The organism is Cardiobacterium valvarum (genome assembly GCF_900460955.1).
In the GTDB taxonomy this organism is placed as follows: domain Bacteria; phylum Pseudomonadota; class Gammaproteobacteria; order Cardiobacteriales; family Cardiobacteriaceae; genus Cardiobacterium; species Cardiobacterium valvarum.
Genome location: NZ_UFUW01000001.1, coordinates 959037 through 981194 on the forward strand (window position 1 = coordinate 959037; position 22158 = coordinate 981194).

General features: G+C 55.3%; 18 protein-coding genes. 13 read left to right on the forward strand and 5 right to left on the reverse strand.

Features of this window, described 5'->3' with window-relative positions:
* Positions 1 to 48 precede the first annotated feature (48 nt).
* From DY250_RS04690 to DY250_RS04695, 3 genes are read left to right on the forward strand one after another with little or no spacing between them, the layout of a single operon-like run.
* Complete coding sequence (locus DY250_RS04690; RefSeq protein ID WP_115611216.1) at positions 49 to 465, forward strand: putative periplasmic lipoprotein; 417 nt, start codon at positions 49 to 51, stop codon at positions 463 to 465.
* Between the two features lie 14 nt (positions 466 to 479).
* Positions 480 to 971 (forward strand): SMI1/KNR4 family protein, encoded by a 492-nt coding sequence (locus DY250_RS13930; protein WP_172542210.1) that lies wholly within the window; start codon positions 480 to 482, stop codon positions 969 to 971.
* A gap of 31 nt (positions 972 to 1002) precedes the next feature.
* Positions 1003 to 2535, forward strand: coding sequence for a DUF945 family protein (locus DY250_RS04695; protein WP_172542212.1), 1533 nt, complete (start codon positions 1003 to 1005; stop codon positions 2533 to 2535).
* 79 nt (positions 2536 to 2614) lie between these two features.
* On the opposite strand, the gene DY250_RS04700 is transcribed toward DY250_RS04695, so the two are convergent.
* The 3 genes from DY250_RS04700 to glpK all read right to left on the reverse strand — a co-directional run bounded on the left by DY250_RS04700 (position 2615) and on the right by glpK (position 5172).
* Positions 2615 to 2845 carry a hypothetical protein gene (locus tag DY250_RS04700; protein WP_115611220.1) on the reverse strand — a complete coding sequence of 77 codons (231 nt, stop codon included), beginning with the start codon at positions 2843 to 2845 and terminating at the stop codon, positions 2615 to 2617.
* 74 nt (positions 2846 to 2919) lie between these two features.
* Positions 2920 to 3669: an MIP/aquaporin family protein gene (locus DY250_RS04705; protein WP_115611226.1), complete on the reverse strand. Its 750-nt coding sequence runs from the start codon at positions 3667 to 3669 to the stop codon at positions 2920 to 2922.
* A 12-nt stretch (positions 3670 to 3681) separates the two neighbouring features.
* The gene (gene glpK / locus DY250_RS04710; protein WP_115611228.1) at positions 3682 to 5172 is read right to left on the reverse strand and encodes a glycerol kinase GlpK; all 1491 of its coding nucleotides are present in this window, start codon (positions 5170 to 5172) and stop codon (positions 3682 to 3684) included.
* 393 nt (positions 5173 to 5565) lie between these two features.
* Here glpK and dsr1 point away from each other — a divergent pair, with 393 nt between their 5' ends.
* Complete coding sequence (gene dsr1, locus DY250_RS04715; protein WP_115611230.1) at positions 5566 to 9351, forward strand: anti-phage defense-associated sirtuin Dsr1; 3786 nt, start codon at positions 5566 to 5568, stop codon at positions 9349 to 9351.
* A 132-nt stretch (positions 9352 to 9483) separates the two neighbouring features.
* Here dsr1 and pckA read toward each other — a convergent pair whose 3' ends face one another.
* Positions 9484 to 11079: a phosphoenolpyruvate carboxykinase (ATP) gene (gene pckA, locus DY250_RS04720; RefSeq protein WP_115611232.1), complete on the reverse strand. Its 1596-nt coding sequence runs from the start codon at positions 11077 to 11079 to the stop codon at positions 9484 to 9486.
* Between the two features lie 271 nt (positions 11080 to 11350).
* Between pckA and DY250_RS04725 the strand changes: the two genes are divergently transcribed.
* From DY250_RS04725 to DY250_RS04760, 9 genes are all read left to right on the forward strand, one after another.
* Positions 11351 to 12052 (forward strand): DUF6796 family protein, encoded by a 702-nt coding sequence (locus DY250_RS04725; protein WP_115611234.1) that lies wholly within the window; start codon positions 11351 to 11353, stop codon positions 12050 to 12052.
* Positions 12053 to 12219: 167 nt separating this feature from the next.
* A complete protein-coding gene (locus DY250_RS04730; protein ID WP_115611235.1) occupies positions 12220 to 12645 on the forward strand; it encodes a TIGR01244 family sulfur transferase in 426 nt (141 codons plus the stop codon).
* A 24-nt stretch (positions 12646 to 12669) separates the two neighbouring features.
* Entirely contained in the window at positions 12670 to 13605 is a 936-nt protein-coding gene (ribF, locus tag DY250_RS04735; RefSeq protein ID WP_115611237.1) for a riboflavin biosynthesis protein RibF, read from the forward strand.
* Positions 13598 to 16372 (forward strand): isoleucine--tRNA ligase, encoded by a 2775-nt coding sequence (gene ileS / locus DY250_RS04740; protein WP_115611239.1) that lies wholly within the window; start codon positions 13598 to 13600, stop codon positions 16370 to 16372. The genes ribF and ileS overlap by 8 nt, the downstream gene beginning before the upstream one ends.
* Before the next feature lie 154 nt (positions 16373 to 16526).
* Positions 16527 to 17567: a hypothetical protein gene (locus DY250_RS04745; protein ID WP_115611241.1), complete on the forward strand. Its 1041-nt coding sequence runs from the start codon at positions 16527 to 16529 to the stop codon at positions 17565 to 17567.
* On the forward strand, positions 17564 to 19165 hold the full coding sequence (gene creC, locus DY250_RS04750) for a two-component system sensor histidine kinase CreC (protein WP_115611243.1): 1602 nt from the start codon (positions 17564 to 17566) through the stop codon (positions 19163 to 19165). Before DY250_RS04745 ends, creC begins: the two co-directional genes overlap by 4 nt.
* A gap of 425 nt (positions 19166 to 19590) precedes the next feature.
* Positions 19591 to 20433, forward strand: a complete 843-nt coding sequence (locus tag DY250_RS04755; RefSeq protein WP_115611244.1) for a hypothetical protein — start codon at positions 19591 to 19593, stop codon at positions 20431 to 20433.
* A 14-nt stretch (positions 20434 to 20447) separates the two neighbouring features.
* Positions 20448 to 20603: a hypothetical protein gene (locus tag DY250_RS13935; RefSeq protein ID WP_172542183.1), complete on the forward strand. Its 156-nt coding sequence runs from the start codon at positions 20448 to 20450 to the stop codon at positions 20601 to 20603.
* Positions 20604 to 21087: 484 nt separating this feature from the next.
* The gene (locus tag DY250_RS04760) at positions 21088 to 21267 is read left to right on the forward strand and encodes a hypothetical protein (RefSeq protein ID WP_115611246.1); all 180 of its coding nucleotides are present in this window, start codon (positions 21088 to 21090) and stop codon (positions 21265 to 21267) included.
* Positions 21268 to 21306: 39 nt separating this feature from the next.
* Here DY250_RS04760 and DY250_RS04765 read toward each other — a convergent pair.
* Positions 21307 to 22102, reverse strand: a protein-coding gene (locus tag DY250_RS04765; protein WP_115611247.1) for an IS5 family transposase whose coding sequence is annotated in 2 segments (ribosomal slippage) — positions 21307 to 21735 and positions 21737 to 22102 — 795 coding nt in all. Because the reading frame shifts where the segments join, the coding sequence is not laid out codon by codon here.
* Positions 22103 to 22158: the final 56 nt, after the last annotated feature.

Consider the following 22158-nt stretch of genomic DNA (forward strand, 5'->3'; position numbering starts at 1 on the left):
TCCCGCCGCTCCCCGGCGGGAAAACTTTATCAACCGGCAGGAAAAAGCATGAAAAAAGCCCTGATTGCCGCACTGCTTCTTAGCGGCTGCGCCAGCACCGCCAACTACGAAGCATCCCTGCAACAATGGGTCGGACGGCCGCTGGATGATCTCGTTCTCGCCTGGGGGCCGCCGCAAAGCAGCTACACCCTGCGGGACGGACGCCAAGTCGTCGAATACCTGCGTCAGCGCATCATCCACACCCCCGGCTTCACCTGGCACCACCCGCATACCATTTACCAAGAAGGGCAAACCTACAACGCCGACGGTAGTCTTGGTGGCGAATATCGCGGCAGCAGCACCATCTTCCTTGCCGAAGAAACGCCCGGCGACAGCCGCTACCTCGAATGCCGCACCCGCTTCATCGTGAGCCAACAGGGCGACATTCAGCAATGGAACTGGGAAGGCAACGATTGCCGTAAATAACAGAACCGCTACCCATGGACATCCACGACCTTATCAACGAAATCAAGGCCGATCCGCGCTGCGAAGTCTATCCCGCCGAGCCGGATAGACCGCTGCCCGAAGCGGAATTGCCGCTCGACCTCGCCCGCTTCTATACGGAAACCGACGGCATGCTCCTCTACAAAGACGATCCTGTGCACCACATCGAAATTGTTGGTCGACGCGACTTCATCCCGACCAACCGCAGCCTTTATCCAGACGAATGGGCGGAAACGATTGGCGATATCCGCCGCCACTGGTACCTCATTGCTCGCGCTGCACAAGGGCAGTACATCAACATTGACCTCACTGGAGCACGACACGGCGAGTGCTACGACAACCGTCATAACGATCGCTATGCCCCGGCCATCGCGCATAATTTCACCGAACTCCTCGCATTGCTTTACCACCGTAAGGGGGACATCTGGTACTGGCTGTACAAAACCTACCGTCCAAACGGTGACCCGCACGATATGCCCCTCATCTGAATCCTATCTATCTACAAACCAAGGAAACCTCATGCAATACAAACTGCTCCTCAGTACCGCCATCACCGCCGCCCTGCTCGCTGCCTGCTCAGACGACAAGCCAGCAGAGAAAAAAAGCGAACCGGTCAAACTCGCCGCCGTCTCCGTCGAGCAAATGGCCGATGAAGCCGAAGCGCGCTACAAAAGCAGCAGCGAAGCCATTGCAGATAGCGAATACCGCCGTGAAGGCAGCAGTGCGATTGCGACTATCACCCATCCCCTGCCGCTGCAAGAAAGTGCAGAACCCGTTACCCTGACCGTTACTGACACCATCACCTACGGACAAGAACTGCGCGACCAGGGCGTCATTGCTCGCGTTGAGCGCCGTATTACCCCGCATGATGCCCTGGTTAGCACCATGAAAGCCCTGGCACCACTACCCGTAACGGATGAAAACATGGTCAACGGCATCGCCGGCCACCTGCAACTGCGCAAAGACCTTCTTGCCGACAACAATATCCGTAATACCCTCGCCGTTACCCCCTTCCAGACTCAGGACGACGGTAACAGCTTTGATTTCAAAGGGATGCAATACGAAACATACTACAACGAAAAAAGCGCGGACATCTTTGATGGCCAGCTTAACGTCGAACCTATCACCATGACCAGCAGCGGTAAAGAAGGCAAAGGCGGCACTGCCACCCTCACTGCTGTCAAGGGTAACTGGGGCAACAAAGCCGACGGCAGCGCCTACCTCAACGTTGATCCCATTAAAATCGAAGCTACCGATATCAACGGTCTGAGCGGGCTTGAAATCGCCGGCATCAAAGGCAGCGGCAGCGGGGTTACCTACGACGATGCTTTGGGTGCCTACCTCGGTAAAGGCGACATCAGCATCAACAATATCCGCTACACCAACAATGGTCGCGTCACCAACATCGGCGACATTATCTTCGACCTCGATAACAACAAAACCGCTGTTGGCAATTACAACAGCACCTTCGGTCTCACCTTCAAACTCGACGGTGCCTCGCTGCAACAAAGCATCCCCATGCTGCCCGTCGCCCCAAAAAACCTGCGCCTGAACGTGACCGTCAACGATATCAGTGCCCGCGCCAACACCAACCTCAGCGAAGCGATGCAGCTGATTGGCGAACAGGCACAACAAGGCAGCAACAATATGCCGGCAGAGGCGCAGGACAAACTGAATGCCGCCCTCACCAACCTCATCCGTGACAAAACCCGCCTCAGTGCCGACCTCCTCGCTGAAACCGACAGCGGCAGCGCCAGCGTGAACGCGTACCTCGGTATCCGCAAAGACAGTAGCGACAGCGCCGAAACCTGGCAGGCGGCGCTGAATGAGGCCAAAGAAAACCCGGCCACCCTGCAAAACCTGCTGAAAAAGAACCTCGACCTCCACATCAACGTCCGCATCAGCAAAAGCCTCACCGACAAAATCGGCCTGACCCCGATGATTGAAGGTCGAGGAGCGATGTTCGTCACCCTCAGCGACGGTGAATACCGCCTCAAAATCGAAAACAGCGACGGTAAAATCAAACTGAACGGTATGCCGTTACCATTCTGAATGAGCTAATGCATGACCCACGCAAAAACCCCGCATCAGCGGGGTTTTTAGTGTCGGGTGCCATGCGCGTGCGGAGGGTTCAATGCTTGAGCATTTTGACCATGTCGGCATCCAGCCACACGGTGAAGCGGTAGCGAATACCAGCCATATCACCACGCCCCAAATGATAGTGGTGCGCGGGCGCAGGTCGGCTGCGTAATAGGAAGAGGTACCTGGCTTTGGTAATGCCGGTATAGATGGCGGCTTTCGCCCAAAGCGGGGACATTGCATAGAAAAGGATAAAGAGCGGGAGATTGACCAGCATGGTCATGTGGTGAGGGGCTTATGGATAAAGAAAATCCCGCCGGCGTTGCCGCAGGCGGGATACATTCAGGCAGATCAGGTTCAGGCGGTTAGCCGTTGCAGTATTTGATAGACGACTGCCGCGAGGACACCACCGGCGCAGGGGCCGAGGACGGGTACCCAGCTGTATGCCCAGTCGGGATCGGTACGCAGCGGTACGCAGGCGAGCACGATGCGCGGGCCGAGGTCCCGTGCCGGGTTGATGGCGTAACCGGTGGTTGCGCCGAGGCTGAGGCCGATAGCCCACACAGTGATGGCAACCGGCAGGGCACCGATGGAACCGAGGCCGACCGGGGTGGCGGCGGCTTCACCGGGCAGGGTGACGCTCGCACCTGCAATATAAAAGATAGTGATCATGAGCACGAAGGTACCCACCAGCTCGTTAATGAAGTTGATCGGGTAGTTGCGCATGGCGGGGTAGGTGCAGAAGCAGGCGCGTTTGGCGTCTTCGTCAAGGGTAACGGCGAAGTGGTCAAGATAATGTATCCACACAAGCAGTGCACCGATGATGGCACCGAGGAACTGGCCGCCGATGTAGGCAGGGACAACATCCCAGCCGATGTTGCCGTTCACGGCAAAGGCGAGGGTGACGGCAGGGTTGATGTGTGCGCCACTGCCAAGCGCGGTCGCGGCAATGACGCCGACGTACACGGCGAATGCCCATGCTGTGGTGATGACCATCCAGCCTGCCGGGCCGGATTTGGTGTTTTTCAGGCAGCAGGCGGCAACAACGCCGTTACCGAGCAGGATAAGCAGCGCGGTGCCAATGGTTTCTGCAATAAAGATATTCATATTTTAGGTCTCCTATTCTTCGATCCAGTTACGGGCGGCTTTCACCGCCTTGTGCCAGTAGTGCAGCATTTCTTTGACGCGCTCAGGCGCGAGCTGCGGGGTGAAGGTTTTGTCAATTTTCCACTGCTTGCGGATACTGTCAATGTCCGCCCAGTAGCCGACGGCAAGGCCGGCGAGGTAGGCAGCGCCGAGTGCAGTGGTTTCGACGGTTTTCGGGCGGACGATATTAAAACCGAAAATATCCGCCTGTGTCTGCATGAGATAGTCGCTCATACTTGCGCCACCGTCTACACGTAGTTCGCAGGTTTTTTCGCCAGCGTCGGCTTCCATCGCTTTGACGATGTCGTACACCTGGAAGGCGATGCCTTCAAGCGTGGCGCGGGCGATGTGGCCATCGGTGGTCCCACGGGTGATGCCGAGGATAGTGCCGCGCGCGTAGGAATCCCAGTAGGGCGCGCCGAGGCCGGTCAGTGCCGGGACGAAATACACGCCGCCGTTGTCTTCTACGGTAGCGGCGAGGGTATTGATGTCCGCCGAGGTGCGGATGATACGTGCACCGTCGCGCAGCCATTGCACTGCCGCGCCGCCGACAAAAACGCCGCCTTCGAGGGCGTAGGTGGTTTTGCCGCCGATTTTCCAAGCGATGGTGGTGAGCAGGTTGTTTTTGCTGGTCACCGCCTGTTCGCCGGTGTTCATCAGCAGGAAGCAGCCGGTGCCGTAGGTGTTTTTCAACATCCCTTTTTCGGTGCAGAGCTGGCCGAATAGCGCGGCCTGCTGGTCGCCCGCGATGCCGGCGACGGGTACGGGGTGGTCAAGGAAGCGGCTGGATACGGTGCCATAGACTTCGCTACTGGCACGCACGGCGGGCAGCATGCAGCGCGGGATATCGAAGAGGGCGAGCAGTTCGTCGTCCCAGTCCATCGTATGGATGTTGTAGAGCATGGTGCGGCTGGCATTGCTGGGGTCGGTGACGAAGGTCTCTCCCTTGGTCAGGTTCCAGATGAGCCAGGTGTCCACCGTGCCGAAGCAGAGTTCGCCCGCTTCCGCCCGCTTGCGCGCGTTCTCGACGTTGTCGAGGATCCATTTGACTTTAGTAGCAGAAAAGTAGGCATCAATGATGAGGCCGGTCTTACTGCGGATCCAGTCGCTGCGATCGCGCAAAGAGTCGCAATATTTGGCGGTGCGGCGGTCTTGCCAGACGATGGCATTGTAGACGGGTTCGCCGGTAGCGCGGTCCCAAACGATGGTGGTCTCACGCTGGTTGGTGACGCCGATGGCGGCGAGGTCTTCCGCTTCCAGGCCGGATTTGGCCAGCGCTTCGGTCAGCACCGCGATTTGCGAGCCCCAGATTTCTTTGGCGTCGTGCTCAACCCAGCCCGGCTTGGGGAAGTATTGAGTGAACGGCTTTTGCGCGACGCTCATGGTCTCGCCGTGACGGTTGAAGATGATGGCGCGCGACGAGGTGGTACCCTGGTCAAGCGACATGATGAATTTGTTGTGCATACACATTCCTCATCAAGTGAACGGGGGACGCTAAAAAATCCACAAGGTGTGCGGTTTTTTAACGTGGAAAATATAGTTTTTTTCACAGAATGCGTGCAAGTGCAACAACGTCTGTTTTTGTTATCTATTTGAGAGTAAATAGGTAATTTCTATCGGTGGTGATACAGAATCGTAGTTCCCGTTTCGGGATTTCTATTGAGAAGCCGTAAGGTTGTTTCGGGACTATGTAATATTCCAACATCATTGTTTTACTGACTTTTGTGCTTTATGTCTTGAAGATGTACTGAACAACCTATATAGTTGCTCAGGGCTACTATCTGTGGCCTTTGTCACCCAAGTCATGCGACGACATTGACAAACGGAGTAAAAAATAACCTATCAGGAGGAAAACCAATGCAATTTGTCGCCAATGGGCCGGATATTCCGGATGCTCTTATCCATGCTCACGAAGAGGGAGAAGTCGTATTTTTTTGCGGTGCAGGTATTTCTTATCTTGCAGGACTACCCGGATTCAAAGAACTGACAAAGGAAATCTATAAGCGCAACAACACAACTTGTTTGACCATTGAACAGAGGGCTTTCGAGCGAGAACAATTTGACGTCGCGTTGAATTTGCTTGAACAGCGCTTGCCCGGGCAGCGACAGGTAGTGCGGGAAACCATAAAGGAGATTTTGCAGCCTAAATTGCGGCGCAAAAATGCCACCAAAACTCATGAATCGTTGCTGCACTTGGGGTGTGATCGGGAGGGCATACTACGTCTGGTCACAACCAACTTTGACCGTGTTTTCCATAAGGCTGCCAAGCGCATCGGACAAACCTTTCATGCCTATGAAGCCCCGATGTTACCTGTGCCCAAGGATAGTCGCTGGAATGGGGTGGCTTATTTACATGGTTTGTTGCCTGAGCAACCGAACAAAGAAGCGCTGAATCGCCTAATTGTCACCAGCGGTGACTTCGGCTTGGCCTATTTAGTTGAGCGCTGGGCGGCCCGCTTTGTTAGCGAACTGTTTCGTAACTACGTTGTCTGCTTCGTCGGATACAGCATCAATGATCCAATATTGCGCTACATGATGGATGCCTTGGCTGCTGACCGCTTATTGGGCGAAAGGACGTCGCAGGCATGGGCGTTCGGTGGCTATAAATCGGGAAAAGAGCAACAGGAACGAGAAGAATGGGAAGCCAAAGGCGTTACGCCTATTCTTTATCCGGCTAATGGGGGAGATCATTCCGCACTGCACCAAACACTGCATGCGTGGGCGGCCACTTATCGTGATGGTATACAAGGCAAAAAAGCCATCATCGCTCGACATGCCGCTATGCCTCTACACAACACTACGCAACAGGATGATTTTGTTGGTCGGGTTCTATGGGCATTAGCGGATAAATCAGGGGACCCGGCTAAACTCTTCGCAGAAATCAATCCTGTACCTTCTTTGGATTGGCTGGATGTGTTATTGAAAGAACAATTTAATCATAGCGATTTAATTCGTTTTGGTGTGCAGCCGCATGAAGAAGTGGATACAAAACTATCTTTTAGCCTGATCAAACGTCCTTCGCCCTACCAATATGCGCCGTGGATGTCATTAGTCTTGATAAAAAATAGCGATGGACAATGGGACAAAAGAATGGAACAACTGGCACGCTGGCTGCTACGTCATTTGGATGATCCAAAGCTACTGCTTTGGTTGGTGCAGCAAGGCTCCCGCTTGCATCATCAACTGTCATGGCGAATAAGAAACCAATTAAAAGAGTTTGCTGAGTTAGAGCGTAATGGTGAGACTACTGAGTTAGAACGTATCCGCTCGGCAGCACCAAAAGCAATTCCTAGCCTGCTAATGCAAACTTTATGGCACTTATTATTGAATGGACAGATTATGACTTGTCAGGATAATAATGCTTTATATGAGTGGCTCGATAACTTTAAACGAAATGGATTAACGGTTGATTTACGTTTAGTATTACGCAAACTATTAGCGCCTAAGATTAAAATAAGAAAACCGCATAGATCTATCAGTAACGAAAGCAATAATAAAGAGCCGCCTACACGAATCAGACAATTAGTAGACTGGGATATTGTATTAACCGTTGATGGTGTAGCCCACATATTGCGTGATTGGCTAAAAGTTGGGGAACAAGCATCATCCATACCACCATCGCTGTTGGATGAATTTCAATTGCTGCTGCGCGACGCTCTGGATTTAATGCATGAATTGGGGGAAGCCGACAGCCGGCATGATAGGTCTTTTTGGGATTTACCATCTATTGCCCCACATAGGCAAAACTGGCGGTACCGCCCATGGACTATCTTGATTGAGCTTTTGCGTAACACATGGCTGGCAGCCTATACCGAAGACCGCGAACGGGCAGCGCAGATTGCGCGCTATTGGTTTGAGCAGCCCTATCCGACCTTCAAACGTCTTGCCCTGTTTGCTGCCAGCAAAGAAGAGTGCCTCTCGCCGGAACAATGGACCGAATGGTTGCTGGCGGATGATGCATGGTGGCTATGGACACCTGATACACAGCGGGAAATGTTCCGCCTACTGGTGTTGCAAGGGCGGCATTTAACTGGAACCAGTCAACTACATTTGGAAATGACTATTCTTAATGGTCCACCAAGCAGCATGTATCGTGATGATATGGAAGAAGCACGGTGGCAAGAGTTCAAAGCGCATTCCATCTGGCTGCGGCTGGCCAAGCTGCAATCTTCAGGCCTCAGTTTGGGTGAGCCGGCGGCAACCCGCTTGCTTGAGCTGTCTAGCGCATATCCGGAATGGCGCTTGGCGAGTAATGAAAGAGATGAGTTTTCTAGTTGGATCAGTACCAGCGGAGATCCTGATTATGAAGATAAACGGATGATTACCCGCGCACCGCGCAAACGGCATGAACTGGTGCAATGGCTAGCGCAACCACCGAAGCAAGATTTCTTCTACCAAGATGATTGGTCCGATGTTTGTCGTACCTGTTTCTTTCACAGCCTGCACGCATTATGCGATTTGGCAAAAAAAGGTGAGTGGCCGGAAGAGCGTTGGAAAACAGCATTACAGGTATGGAGCAAGGACGAAATGGTGCAGTGCTCTTGGCGATATGCCGCCCCGCTGGTGCAAACTATGCCTGAAGAAAAATTGCAAGTTCTCGCATATGAAGTGTCTTGGTGGATAGAAACGGCATCTAAACCCCTCGCGTATCACGAAGAAATCCTACTGGATTTGTGCCGTAAGATCATGGCATTACCTTTGGATACGGAAGCACATGCATCCGTAACAGCTGCTATGAGGCATTCCATCGGTCACATCACACAAGCATTGATTGAATTCTGGTTTAAGCGACGACCAAGTGATAATGATGGTTTACCAGATGATATTAAAGCCATATTTACCGAGCTATGTGATGACAAGATAGGAAAATATCGCTATGGACGAGTTATATTGGGCATGAATTTGATTGCCTTATTTCGTGTAGATCGCATTTGGACAGAAAAACACCTTTTACCATTATTAAATTGGCAAAATCCAATAGAGGCTCAAGCTGTATGGGAAGGTTTCCTTTTCTCCCCTCGTCTGTATCAACCATTATTGAGCAAATGCAAAAAAGATTTTATTGAGACCGCGCAACACTACAATGATCTCGATGAATCTCGTGAACAATTTATATCTTTCTTGACTTACGTAGCATTAGAAACCATAGAGAGTGACAGCACAGAAGAATGGCGGGAAATGCTTGGCAATCTGCCTCAGGAAGGATTGGAAATTATTGTGCAAACGCTTATACAGGCCCTTGAAGCATCAGATAAACAGAGCAAGGCTTTTTGGCAGCATCGCATTTTGCCTTTCTGGGAAAAAATTTGGCCAAAAGAACGCCGTAAAGTAACCCAAAAAATCAGTGAATATCTAGCTCGCCTGGCAATCACAGCCGATGAAAATTTACCTTCTGCTATTGACGAATTTAAATATTGGTTACAACCAATTGAAAATGCATACCTTATTATTCATTTACTAGTGAACTCTAATAAACTATGTAGTCGTTTTCCAGAAGAATCTTTAGAATTGTTAAATAAAATAATAGGGCATGATCGTTTATGGAATTACGATGAATTAAAAAAATGTTTGGATGAAATAAAAGATGCAGCCCCGCAGTTAGAGAAAGACGCACGCTATAAAAGGTTACTGGAATTTAGTTAACAGCATATCGTTTTTGTGCCAATTCCAGAGAATAATCTATGGGTATTGATATACATGAGTCATGGCGCAATGCTATGAAAAGCAACATAAAAAACACCGCCCAGAAGGACGGTGTTTTGTTGGTAAGACGTCTTAGCCTTTCGGCGCAGCGGCTTTGACTTCCGCACTTGCACCATCGGCGAACTGGACGAAGTTGTCGTTAAACATTTTCGCCAGTTTTTTCGCCTGGGCGTCGTAGGCGGCTTTATCTGCCCACGCGTTGCGCGGTTTGAGGATTTCAGACGGTACGTTCGGGCATTCGGTGACGACGTCGAAGCCAAAGACCGGATCGGCCTCAGTCGGCATTTTCGCCAGTTCGCCGCTGTTGATGGCGTCGATGATGGCGCGGCTGTATTTCAGCTTGATGCGTTCGCCGACGCCGTAGGCACCCCCCGCCCAACCGGTGTTGATGAGCCAGACGTTGGTGTTGTGTTTTTTCATTTTTTCGGCGAGCAGTTCGGCGTATTTGGCCGGGTGCCAAACCATGAACGGTGCGCCGAAGCAGGCGGAGAAAGTGGCTTCCGGTTCGGTGACGCCAACTTCGGTACCGGCCACTTTTGCGGTGTAGCCGCTGATGAAGTGGTACATCGCTTGTGCCGGATTGAGGCGGGACACCGGCGGTAGGACGCCGAAGGCATCGCAGGTGAGGAAGATGATGTCAGTCGGCTGCCCGGCTTTGCAGGGGATGCGCGCGTTGCTGATGTATTCGATCGGGTAGCTGGCGCGGGTGTTGCTGGTCAGCGGGGTGTAGTCGTATTGCACGACGTAGTGTTCGTCGTAGGCGACGTTTTCCAGCACAGTGCCGAATTTGATGGCGCCAAAGATTTCCGGTTCTTTTTCGGCGGAGAGGTCAATGACTTTGGCATAGCAGCCGCCTTCAATGTTGAAGATGCCGTCTTCAGTCCAGACGTGTTCATCGTCGCCAATGAGGTTGCGGTTCGGGTCGGCAGAGAGGGTGGTTTTGCCGGTGCCGGAGAGGCCGAAGAGCACGGCAGAGCGCTCGCCGCCCTGTTCGGCAGTGGCGGAGCAGTGCATGGAGAGCTCGCCCTGTTTCGGCATGAGGTAATTCATGATGGTGAATACGCCTTTTTTCATTTCGCCCGCGTATTCAGTGCCGAGGATGACCATGTCGCGTTCTTCAAAGGAGAGTGAGACGGAGGTGGTGCTGGTGACGCCGACAACGGTACGGTCAGCCGGTTTGTGTCCGGCGTTGTAGATGACGTAATCCGGTTCGCCGAAAGCAGCCAGTTCGGTATCGGTCGGACGGATGAGCATGTTGTGCATGAAGAGCGCGTGATACGGGCGGGTGGTGATGACGCGGATTTTCAGGCGGTATTTTTCGTCCCAGCCGGCATAGCCATCGAGGACATACACGCTTTCGGCTTCATTGAGGAAACGCACGGCGCGGCTGCGGTTGGCGGCGTGGGATTCCGGCGGGAAGGGGATGTTGACTTTGCCCCACCAAATGTCGTTTTCGGAGGCGGGGTTTTTCACGATGCGTTTGTCTTTCGGTGAACGGCCGGTTTTCGCGCCGGAGAAGGCAATCAGCGCACCGGTGGAGGAAATCACGGATTCGTCGCCCGCCTGCAACGCGGCTTTGTAGAGCGCGGAAGGCGAGAGGTTGCGGTAAGCCTGTTTATGGATACCGTAGGAGGAAAGGTCAAGGAAATTGGGGGTTTGGATTGCCATGGATGTTCACCTGAGTTGGATGGAGGTTTGATTTCAAGCCGAAAACGTGTGTTTTTTCGTTTGTTGGCTGGGGAATTATAGCGGTGTTACGCGGGTAAAAATAGCCGTAACGGGTGATATAGTAAATTTTTGACATTATTTTATCGTAGTCGCCCATGCAGACGGCAGCTTTGCAAAAGCTGCAGCGACCCACTACATTCTGCTTCCTTCCCCTGATTGCAAAAAATATGAACCATCCCATTTCAAAAGCCTGCCGCTTTCGGAGATCCCTGTGAATATCCGCTGCCTGCTTCTCTGCGGTGTTTTCGCCGCCTGCTGCTGGACGCTTGCCGACATGCTGCTCGTTGGCTTCGTGCCGCAAACGGCCGCTTATCCGCTGCTCGCCACGCTGGATAGCGTGATGGCGGGTGACGTTGACCTTGCCGCGCTAATGCTCGGCGGTTCGCCGCAGCGGCTGTTGTGGGGTGTGCTGCCTGCCACGTTCAGTATCATTTTCTATTTCGCCGCCGCCTGCGGTGTGTACCGCCTGCTATACCCGTCCCGTCTTGCCCGCATTTGTTTCGCCCTGCTCGCCTGCGGCGTTGCCCTGTCGCCACTTGGCCATGCGGGGTTTTATTTTCTTGGCCGCAGCGTGCAGGCGCTTGTTGCCGACCCGGGCGCAGACAAAAGTCTCTTCATCGCGCTGTATAACGATTTCTACCGCGTCCTTATCCTCCACTGGGCAACATCCATCGGCCTCATCACCTGCGGTTATCTACTGCTGCTCTTTGCCATCGCACGCGGGCAAAGCACTCTGCCACGCGCGCTCGCCTGCCTGACGCCCGTGCCGGCCGGTATCGTCATTGCCGCCACATGCAGCTTCTTTCCGGCATCAACCGTGGCGGCAATGATTGGTGGCGCAACGTTCAATCTTGCCCAACTGATTTTTTATCTGGCGGCTTTGTACACGACAGGATTTCGCCAGGCGGCATAGTTGCTGTCCCCGCCAAGCGGCATAGTTACTGGCTCCGCCAAGCGGCGTAAATACTGGGGCCGCCGTCAAGCGGGATAACCCTGTGTGTTTCTGTCCTGACAGGCACCAAGCGAGGCGTTATCATCCTGTCTTCTTTCATATAACCGAGAAATCAACCGAGAAATCCCATGCAGCACCTGCACAATCATCTTTATATCAGCGAGCAAATCCAGCCCGGCGATCTTCCCGCCCTGCGCGCACAGGGCATCACGCAGATTATCTGCCACCGCCCCGACGGCGAAGGCACGTTGCAACCCGCGTTTGCTGATATCGCCGCTGCTGCTGCCGCAGAGGGTATCCGCACCCTGCATTTGCCGGTGAAGGGCGGGCTGTTCCCGCCGGAAGTGGTTGAGGCCACCCGCAAGGTGCTTGCCGGCGGTGAAACGACGCTGATGTTCTGCAAGAGCGGGATGCGCAGCACGCTCACCTGGGCCTTGGGCGAAGCGGCAGCCGGGACGCCGGTGGATGAACTCGTCGCCCGCGCAGCTGTTTGCGGTTATGACCTGGAACCGCACCGCGCGATGCTGGTCGCGGCGGCAGGCAAGTCTTTATAATGCGCTCTTTTTGCGCGAGGCCCCATGCTCATTCACCGTTGGCAGCGTCATCCGGCGTTGCCGCATCCGGTCGCCCTTGCCATCGGTAATTTTGATGGCGTCCACCGTGGTCATCAGGCCATTTTGCATACGCTCGCAGCGGAAGCAGCGGCGGATAATCTCACCACCGCCCTGCTCAGTTTTTTCCCGCATCCGAAGTCGCTGGTCAGCGCTGAGCCGCCCGCCCTGCTGACGCCGCTGCGTGACCGTGCCCACTGGCTCGCGCAGTGCGGTTTGCAGCACTGGCTGCTGCTGTCGTTTACACACGCCCTGATGCGCAAGGAGCCGGAAGATTTTATCCGCGAGTATTTGCTGCCGCTGCGGCTGCGTTTTTTGCTGGTGGGCGACGATTTTCGCTTCGGCTTTCGCGGGCGCGGTGATTTTGTCCTGCTGACGCGTTTTGCGGCTCAAGCGGGTTTCCGTTTGCAGGCTTTGCCGACGGTGCAGGCGGATGACGCACGCATTTCCAGTTCGCGTATTCGTGCGGCGCTGGCCGCGCATGACATCGCCCGCGCCCGCGACTTGCTCGGACACGATGTGACGTTTACCGGCAAGGTACGGCACGGCGCGGGGCGCGGTCATGAACTCAGCACGCCGACGGCCAATGTGCATTTGCCTGCCAACTGGTGCCTGCCGGACGGGGTGTATGTGGTGCAGGTGGCTATCACTCCCGATGACGCGCTGCATTGGGGCGTCGCCAATATCGGCACTACCCCGACGTTCGGTGGCAGGCAACGCAAGCTGGAAGTGCATTTGCTTGACCATGGTGCCGCCCTCTATGGCACGACGCTGCGCGTTCACATCCGCCATTTTTTGCGCAGCACCCGCCGCTTTGCCGACGCCGCTGCGCTGCAAGCGCAAATTCGGCAGGACATCGCCGATACCCGATTTTTTATTCAACAGGAACAACAACATGGCTGACTATAAAGATACTCTGAATCTGCCCACCACCGATTTCCCAATGCGCGGCAATCTGCCGCAACGCGAGCCGGAAATCCTCGCTTTCTGGCAGGACAATGATATTTACGGCAAGCAGCGCGCAGCGTTCGCGGGCAGCCCGAAATTTATCCTGCACGACGGCCCGCCCTACGCCAACGGCGCGATTCACGTCGGCCATGCGCTCAATAAAATCCTGAAAGACATCGTCACCAAATCGCGCCATATGCTCGGCTTTGACTGCCCCTACGTTCCCGGCTGGGACTGCCACGGTCTGCCGATTGAGCAGAAGGTCGAGCAGAAAATCGGCAAGCCGGGCGCGAAGGTGAGCGCGACGGAATTCCGCGCCGCCTGCCGTAGCTATGCCGCAAGTCAGGTCGAGTTGCAAAAGGCTGATTTCATCCGCCTCGGCGTCTTTGGCGATTGGGCGCACCCCTATCTCACCATGCAGCCGCAGACGGAAGCGGGCATCGTCCGCGCCCTGCGCGATATCGTCGCTAACGGCCATGTGGTGCGCGGTTTCAAGCCGGTCAACTGGTGTCTGGACTGCCGCTCCTCGCTGGCTGAAGCGGAAGTCGAATACGAAGACAAAACCTCGGAATCTATCGATGTGCGCTTTGCCGTGCGCGACACCGCCGACCTCGCCCGCCGCATGAATCTCGCCACCGCGCCTGACGCCGTGGATGTCATCATCTGGACCACCACACCGTGGACCCTGCCCGCGAACCTTGCCGTTGCCCTGCACCCCGAACTCGAATACGCCCTCATCCACGACGGCAGCCGCCACTTCATCATCGCCCAAGACCTCATCGACAGCGTACGCGAGCGCTGGGGCGTGGAAACCCCGTGGCAAACGGTCGCTACCGCCAGTGGTAAAGCGCTGGATCGCCTCGTCCTCGCCCACCCCTTTATCGAGCGCGACAGTCTGCTCATCAACGGTGAGCACGTCACCCTCGATGCCGGTACCGGCTGCGTCCACAGCGCCCCCGCGCACGGTGTCGAAGACTTTGAAGTCTGCCGCCACTACGGTATCGGCGTGGATGTGAACCCCGTTCTTGCCGATGGCCGCTTTGCCGACGATACCCCCTATTTCGCCGGTGAAAACGTCTTCAAGGCCAACCCCAAAGTCGTCGAACTCCTCAAAGAAAAAGACCGCCTTGCCCACTACGCCCCCATCCGCCACAGCTACCCGCACTGCTGGCGACACCACAGCCCGACCATCTACCGTGCCACTGCGCAATGGTTCATCAGCATGGACAAAAACGGCCTGCGCCAAACCGCGCTGGATGGCCTGCAAAACGTCCGCTTCACCCCCGAATGGGGCCGCAGCCGCCTGACCAACATGATCGCCACCCGCCCGGATTGGGGCATCACCCGCCAGCGCTACTGGGGCGTGCCGCTGTGCTTCGTGCAGCATAAAGACACCGGCGAACTGCATCCGGACATCCTCTCCATCATGGACAAAGCCGCTGCCGTCATCGCCAAAGACGGCATCGAAGCATGGTTTACCCTCGCCCTCGAAGACCTCATTCCCGCCGCCGACTGCGATAAATACGAAAAACTCAATGACGTGCTGGACGTGTGGTTCGATTCCGGCAGTACCCACTACGCCGTCCTGCGCGGACGCGACGACATCGGCTACCCTGCCGACCTCTACCTCGAAGGTTCAGATCAGCATCGCGGCTGGTTCCATTCCTCGCTGCTCACCGGCTGCGCCATCGACGGCAAACCGCCGTATCGCGGCCTCCTCACCCACGGCTTCACCGTGGACGAAAGCGGGCGGAAAATGAGCAAATCGCTGGGCAACGTCGTCGAGCCGCAAAAAGTCATCAACAGCCTCGGGGCGGACATCCTGCGACTCTGGGTATCCTCCGCCGATTACAGCGCTGAAGTCAGCCTCTCGGACAACATCCTCAAACAGCGCGCCGATGCCTACCGCCGCATCCGCAACACCTGCCGCTTCCTGCTCGCCAACCTGCACGACTTTGACCCCGCGCGCCACGCCGTGCCGCTGGAACAACTGCTGGCACTGGACCGCTACGCCCTCGCCCGCGCCAACGAACTGCACCACAACATCATCACCGCCTACCAGAACTACGAGTTCCACCTCATCTACCAGCAACTCTTCAACTTCTGCGCGGTGGACATGGGCGGTTTCTACCTCGACATCATCAAAGACCGCCAATACACCGTCGCCACCGACAACATCGCCCGCCGCAGCGCGCAAACTGCCATCTGGCACATCCTCGAAGCAATGGTGCGCTGGCTCGCGCCGATACTCAGCTACACCGCCGAAGAAATCTGGCGGCATATGCCGGGCGAACGCGCCGAATCCGTCTTCCTCACCCGTTTCTACGACGACCTCGCCGATTACGACCCGCAATATGACGCCGCCTTCTGGGCTGAAATCAACCGCGTGCGTGAAGAAGTCAACACCGCGCTGGAAGCCGCGCGCAAAAACGGCGACATTGGCGGCTCGCTCGAAGCCGAACTCGACATCACCGCACCGGCGGCGACGCTTGCCACCCTCGAACGCCTCGAAGACGAACTGCGCTACGTGTACATCGTCTCCAAAGTTACCTTGCGCGCCGGCGACGCACTCGCGATCACCGTGAAAAAAGCACAGGGCGAAAAATGCGAACGCTGCTGGCACATCCTGCCGACCGTGAACCAGAACGCCGCCTACCCCGGCCTCTGCCCGCGCTGCATCGACAACGTCGCCCACGGCGGAGAACACCGGAAATACGTTTAAAACAAACCTGAAATCACCTGTCATAAGGCGGGCTTCGGCCCGCCATTACCATAACGTGCGACGGGACAAAACCCGCCCTGCAAACCCTCCCATCACCCGCCAAGCGGGACAAACACCGGGCTTACGCCGCTTAATCCATCACCACGAATACACCATGACCGACATCAGCCAACTGCGCGAACAACTCGCTGCTCTTGATAACAACGAACAACGCCAGCAAACCGTCATCGCCGCCTTCAATGAAGCCGAAAAAGCCGGCGACAACGACACCTGCGCCGCCATTGCCGAACACATCATCGGTGAAGAAATCCTGGACGAGCGCTTTAGCCCCAGCCTGCAAATGCACTGCCTGCAATGGCTGACCGATTACCACGCCGAACAATTCGTCGCCTGTTACAACGACGAAAACGCGAGCGAAGACGAAAAAAATACCGCCTGGCAGCCGCTGATGCTCAACCTGTGGCAGCACAAATGGGTCATTGCCAAACTGGCGCAAGACCTCGGCGTCGAAAAAGAACGCCTGACCCTCGCCGGCGAAATCATGCGCGACCGCTACGACTGGGCGGGCCTCAGCCAGTCCGCCGTACACAAAACCCAAATGCTCATGAGCATGGACATGGGCGACGTCAATGCTGCGAAAGCGCACTACACCGCCTGGCAGGAGACCGAAGCCGATGACAGCGCCGACTGCCCCGCCTGCGAACAGACCGAACTCGTCAACTACCACCACTTCATCGGCCAGTACCAAAAAGCCGTCGAACTCGCCGCGCCGATCCTCGCCGGCGAACTCACCTGTGCCGAAGTGCCGCATATCACCTACTATCCCGCCATCAGCAGCATGATCCACATCGGCGACTGGACGCGCGCCGCCGAAACCCTGAATGACGCCGTTAAACTCATCGAAAATGCCGGTGACGAACACATCCACATCATGCCGCGCCTCATCCAGCTAAAAAACCGCTTGGGCGAGCACAGCGACGCCCGCGCGCTCTTTGACAAACACAGCGACGCCATCTACGCCTCCTGTGCCAACAACAGCTTCACCTACCTGCAATACCTGACCGCCGCCGCACCCTACTATCCGGACGCCGCCGAACACGCCCGCACCCTCGCCGAACAGTACGACAACCGCAACGGCAACCACTACTTCCGTAACCAAATAGAGTCGCTGCTCACCCCGCCTACCCTGCAATGACCATCTTTGTCCGTCTCTTCCTCGTCTATGGGCTTGTTCTCACCCTGGGCGGGGCATTGCTCATGCGCGACGTGCAGCAACAACTGCGCCCCGGCATGCGGCAAGTGCTGGAAGACACCCTCGCTGACAACGCACAAATCCTCGCCGCCAGCCTCGCTCCCGCCCTGCAAAACGGCGACATCCGCGATCCTGCCTGGCAGGCCGCTCTGCGCGCTGACCTCGCCCGCCCACGCGACGTCCACATCTACCAAAACCACAAAACCGCGAACCACCAACAACTCATCATCACCGATGCGCGCGGCATCGTCCTCTACCACACCAACCCGCTTGAAACCGGCAAAGACTACAGCCGCTGGAACGACATCCTGCGCACCCTGCGCGGCGAATACGGCGCACGCAGCAGCCACGGTGCAGACGGCAGCACCATGTACGTCGCCGCCCCCATCCGTGATAGCGATGGCCGCTTGCTCGGCGTCGTCAGCCTCGGCAAACCCAGCGCCGACATCCAGCCTTACCAGACACAAACCCAGCATGAACTGCGCCGCAGCGGTGCGCTCTACCTCACCGCCAGCCTCGCCCTCATCGCCCTGCTTACCCTGTGGATACGGCGCAGCATCAACCTTGTCCGCCGCTACGCCACCGCCCACGCGCCTATCCCGCCCGCGCCGCGCTTCCACCTCGCCTCCGAACTGAACCGCCTGACGGACGCCATCGGCAACATGCGGCGCGAACTCGAAGACCGCGACTACGTCACCCGCTACATCGAAACCCTCACCCACGAACTGAAAAGCCCGCTCACCGCCATCACCACCAGCGCCGAATTGCTGCAAGACGACCTGCCCGCCGCCGACCGCGCCCGCTTTGCGGCGAACATCGCCCAACAAAGCAACCGCCTGCACGAACTCGTGCGCCGCCTGCTCGAACTCTCACGCCTTGAAAAAGACCCGCTCAACAAACAACCGCTTGATATCGCCGCCCTCTGGCACAAACTCGTGCACGCCCAACAAGCGCGACTCGCACAAAAACACCTCAGCTTCCACGAAAACATCACGGAAGAAAAAGCCCCTTCCTCGTGGCCGCTTCCCACGCGGGTATCCGGCGGGAAGAACTGGGGTGGGGGCAGCAAAAAAGAGGCTGTTGATGCGCCAATGCACAACGCAGACACTGCGGGAAAAGCCCATTTCCCGGAAGAAGACGGGAGGGAGCTGGAACAGCCCGCGACAGCGAACCAACCCATAACCGCCAACGCTCCCTCCAAACCACCGCTTACCCTTCGCGCCGATCCCTTCTGGCTCGAACAAACCCTCGCCAACCTGCTGGAAAACGCCATCCGCGCCGCCCCGGAAGGCAGTACCCTCACCTTCACCGTTGCACAAAGCCGCAGCCACACCACCCTCAGCCTGCACAACCGCACCGCAGCACCCATCCCCGACTACGCCCTGCCGCGCCTCTTTGAGCGCTACTACACCTTGAACCGCAAAGAAAACAGCGGCCTCGGCCTGACACTGGTCGCCGAAACCATGCACCGCCACGGCGGTAGTGCCACCGCTGAAAACCACGCCGACGGCTTGCGCATCACCCTGAGCTTCCCGCGCTAAACCACCCGTCCCCCACCAAGCGGCGTAAATGCTGGGCTTTACGTAGGGCGGGCTTCAGCCCGCCGGGCAGGCACAACCTGCTTTTTGAGTCCTTGATAGCAGCACGGAAGAAACATCGCCAAGCGAGGTAAAAAGCCCCTCGCCCGTGACCGCGCTCCAAAAATGCGAGCGTTTTTGGGGTACCCGGCGGAGAAGTTGGGTAGGGGCATTCGTCCGCAGGACGAACCATGCCAAGCGGCATCAATACCACCCCCGCCAAGCAGCGCAAATACCGTCCCCGCCCGGCGGAGCTTCGCCCCAAATGCGCCAAAACGCACATGACAGACTCTTTACGAATCCGTAACGGAGGTGTATCGTTTCCCCACAAAAACCGCATAACAACACGTTGTTCCCCTGGAAGGCAAACATATAAATAAGGACACCGCATGATAAACCAACCGACCAACACCGCCCGCAAGCTGCTGCTTCTTGCCCTAGGGCTTGCCACCATCGCCATGCTTGCCGTATGTGATAACGCGCAGGCAGAAGAAACAGCAAAAGTGGCGGACTTGTCGGAGAGTGCGGCAGAGAGCCGTGCATCGGATGCTGACGTGTCGGCAGGTAAAGTCCCTGCCAGCAGGCAGGCATTACCGCAAGCGGACACAAAAACACAGCATGAATGCCCAACAGGCATCTCGCCTGCACAAACCAGGGAGCAACTGACTGAGAACATGCTTTCTTTTGCTAAAAACGCGCGGGATAAAGGACGGGAGTTTTACTCGCGCCATAATATTGCCTGCTATTTTCAGGGCGATATAAACTGGATAGTATTTAGTAAAGGTGATAATGAAGGTGATAAAAAGAAAGAAGTACTTATTGAACTTCCGGACATTTGGGGTATTGATGGGGTTGATAGCCTCAATATTCTTCATATTCTTCCAAGCGAGGACTATGAATTTGAGGTATTGTATGATTCCCAAGATAAAGGGTATACAATTACCCTAAGCGGGATAGATAAGGATTTTAACCCGATTCCTGTTTTAGACAAGTATTTTACTGATACTGCAAGACATGGTTACCATGATCCTATAAAGGAGGGAGACATGGGTATAACAAAGCGCTATAATCCTTATATCAGCATAGACAGAAAAAAACCAATAGAATATTATTCTGGCATTAAGTATAGCTATGGTCAAGAATTGAAAAGCAGCTGGGGGCTAGAAATGACGACTGAAGCATATGCATTTCAATTATGGATTACATATTCTCCCAAACAGACAGATGACTAACTCAGGAGTGTTTTATGGATGACATAACCAGACGCGATATAGAAGAGATGTTTTCCGATGAGGTAAGAAACGATTTGCAAAGTGAAAAAAATTTGGCAAAAATGCCATTTCAGAAATTGCAGACGCCTTATATAACTCTCCTTCCGCACGGCAGAATTTGCAGAACATGATGGAACGCAATCTGCAAAACGGCAAGAGTAACAAGGGGATGATCAGACCTAATGAAGCCGCTCATGGCGCTAATGCCGATTCTGAAGCTGACCAGCTTTACGTAGGGCGAGCTTCAGCCCGCCGGGCAGGCACAGCCTGCTTTTTGAGTCCTTGATAGCAGCACGGAAGAAACACCACCAAGCGAGGTAAAAAGCCCCTCATCCGTGACCGCACCCCAAAAATGCGAGCGTTTTTGGGTACCCGGCGGAGGGGTTGGGGAGGGGCATTCGTCCGCAGGACGAACCATGCCAAGCCGCATCAATACTACCCCCGCCAAGCGGCGCAAATACCGTCCCCGCCCGGCGGAGCTTCGCCCCAAATGCGCCAAAACGCACATGACAGACTCTTTACGAATCCGTAACGGAGGTGTATCGTTTCCCCACAAAAACCGCATAACAACACGTTGTTCCCTTGGAAGGCAAACATATAAATTAAGGACACCGCATGGCAAACCAACCGACCAATACCGCCCGCAAGCCGCTGCTCTTCGCCCTGAGCCTTGCCTTCTTTTCCCTGCTTGCCGCCTGCGACAAGCCGCAAGCGGATAAAGCCGCGAAACCCGCGCCGCAGGCAGCCGCCACCGCAGCGGCGGCAAATATCACCTCAAAAGGGATATACACATAAGAGGCTTGGTTAAACTTAATAGACCTCTTGCGAAAATATTCATCCCATCGCATTAACCAGTCCTGCAATCAGATTTGCCCTTAACCCGAACCGTTTCCGCCTGTTGCGGTAAGGCAGCGACAATATTTTGAATATCTTCAGTTTCCTGTTGATGTGCTCGACGACGGTTCTGAGTTTACCTAACAGCCTGTTCGCCTCTTTATCCTGTTTGTTCAGCGGATGATGTTTGGATTTCTTTTTCGGGGTCTGTAATCCGGTTTTAGCCAATCCTTGATAACCCTTATCCGCAATGACCATTTTGTAGGGATAAAGCTCTGTAAGGTGCCTCCTGGCTAAACGCATATCGTGCTGAGCACCCACCCCCGTCCGGATGCTGATGATTTTTTCGGTTTCTCTGCCGTATACGACCTGGATTTTAACCGTGTGCCGCTTTTTCTTGCCGCTGTAATACTGCCGCTGTTTTTTTGGGACGTTCAATCGGGCTTTCGGTCACGTCAATGATGACCGTTTGGTCGGCCGGATTCTTGTGTTTTGGCAGGGAAAAGCGTTTGGAACGGATAAGGGTGTCCTCGGTTTTACGAATGGTACGGCAGACATTACTTTCGGAAAGGCCGTAGATGGCGGCCAATTCGAGTTGGGTATGGTAATGACGCAGATAGCTTAGGGTAAGCAGCAGTTGGTCTGCCAAGCTGAGCGTATGCGGCCTGCCTGACTTGATCTTCCGGCTTTCTGCTTCTGTGGTAACTTGCAGCATCTCGTGAAAAAGGACGGGCGTTACACCTGTGAGCCGTTTGAATTCGCTATTGCTTCTTTGGATGAGGTTTTCGTATTTCATTTGGGAATTGTAAATCTTCAGGATACTTTCGCAAGAGGTCTAATAAAAATTTTATG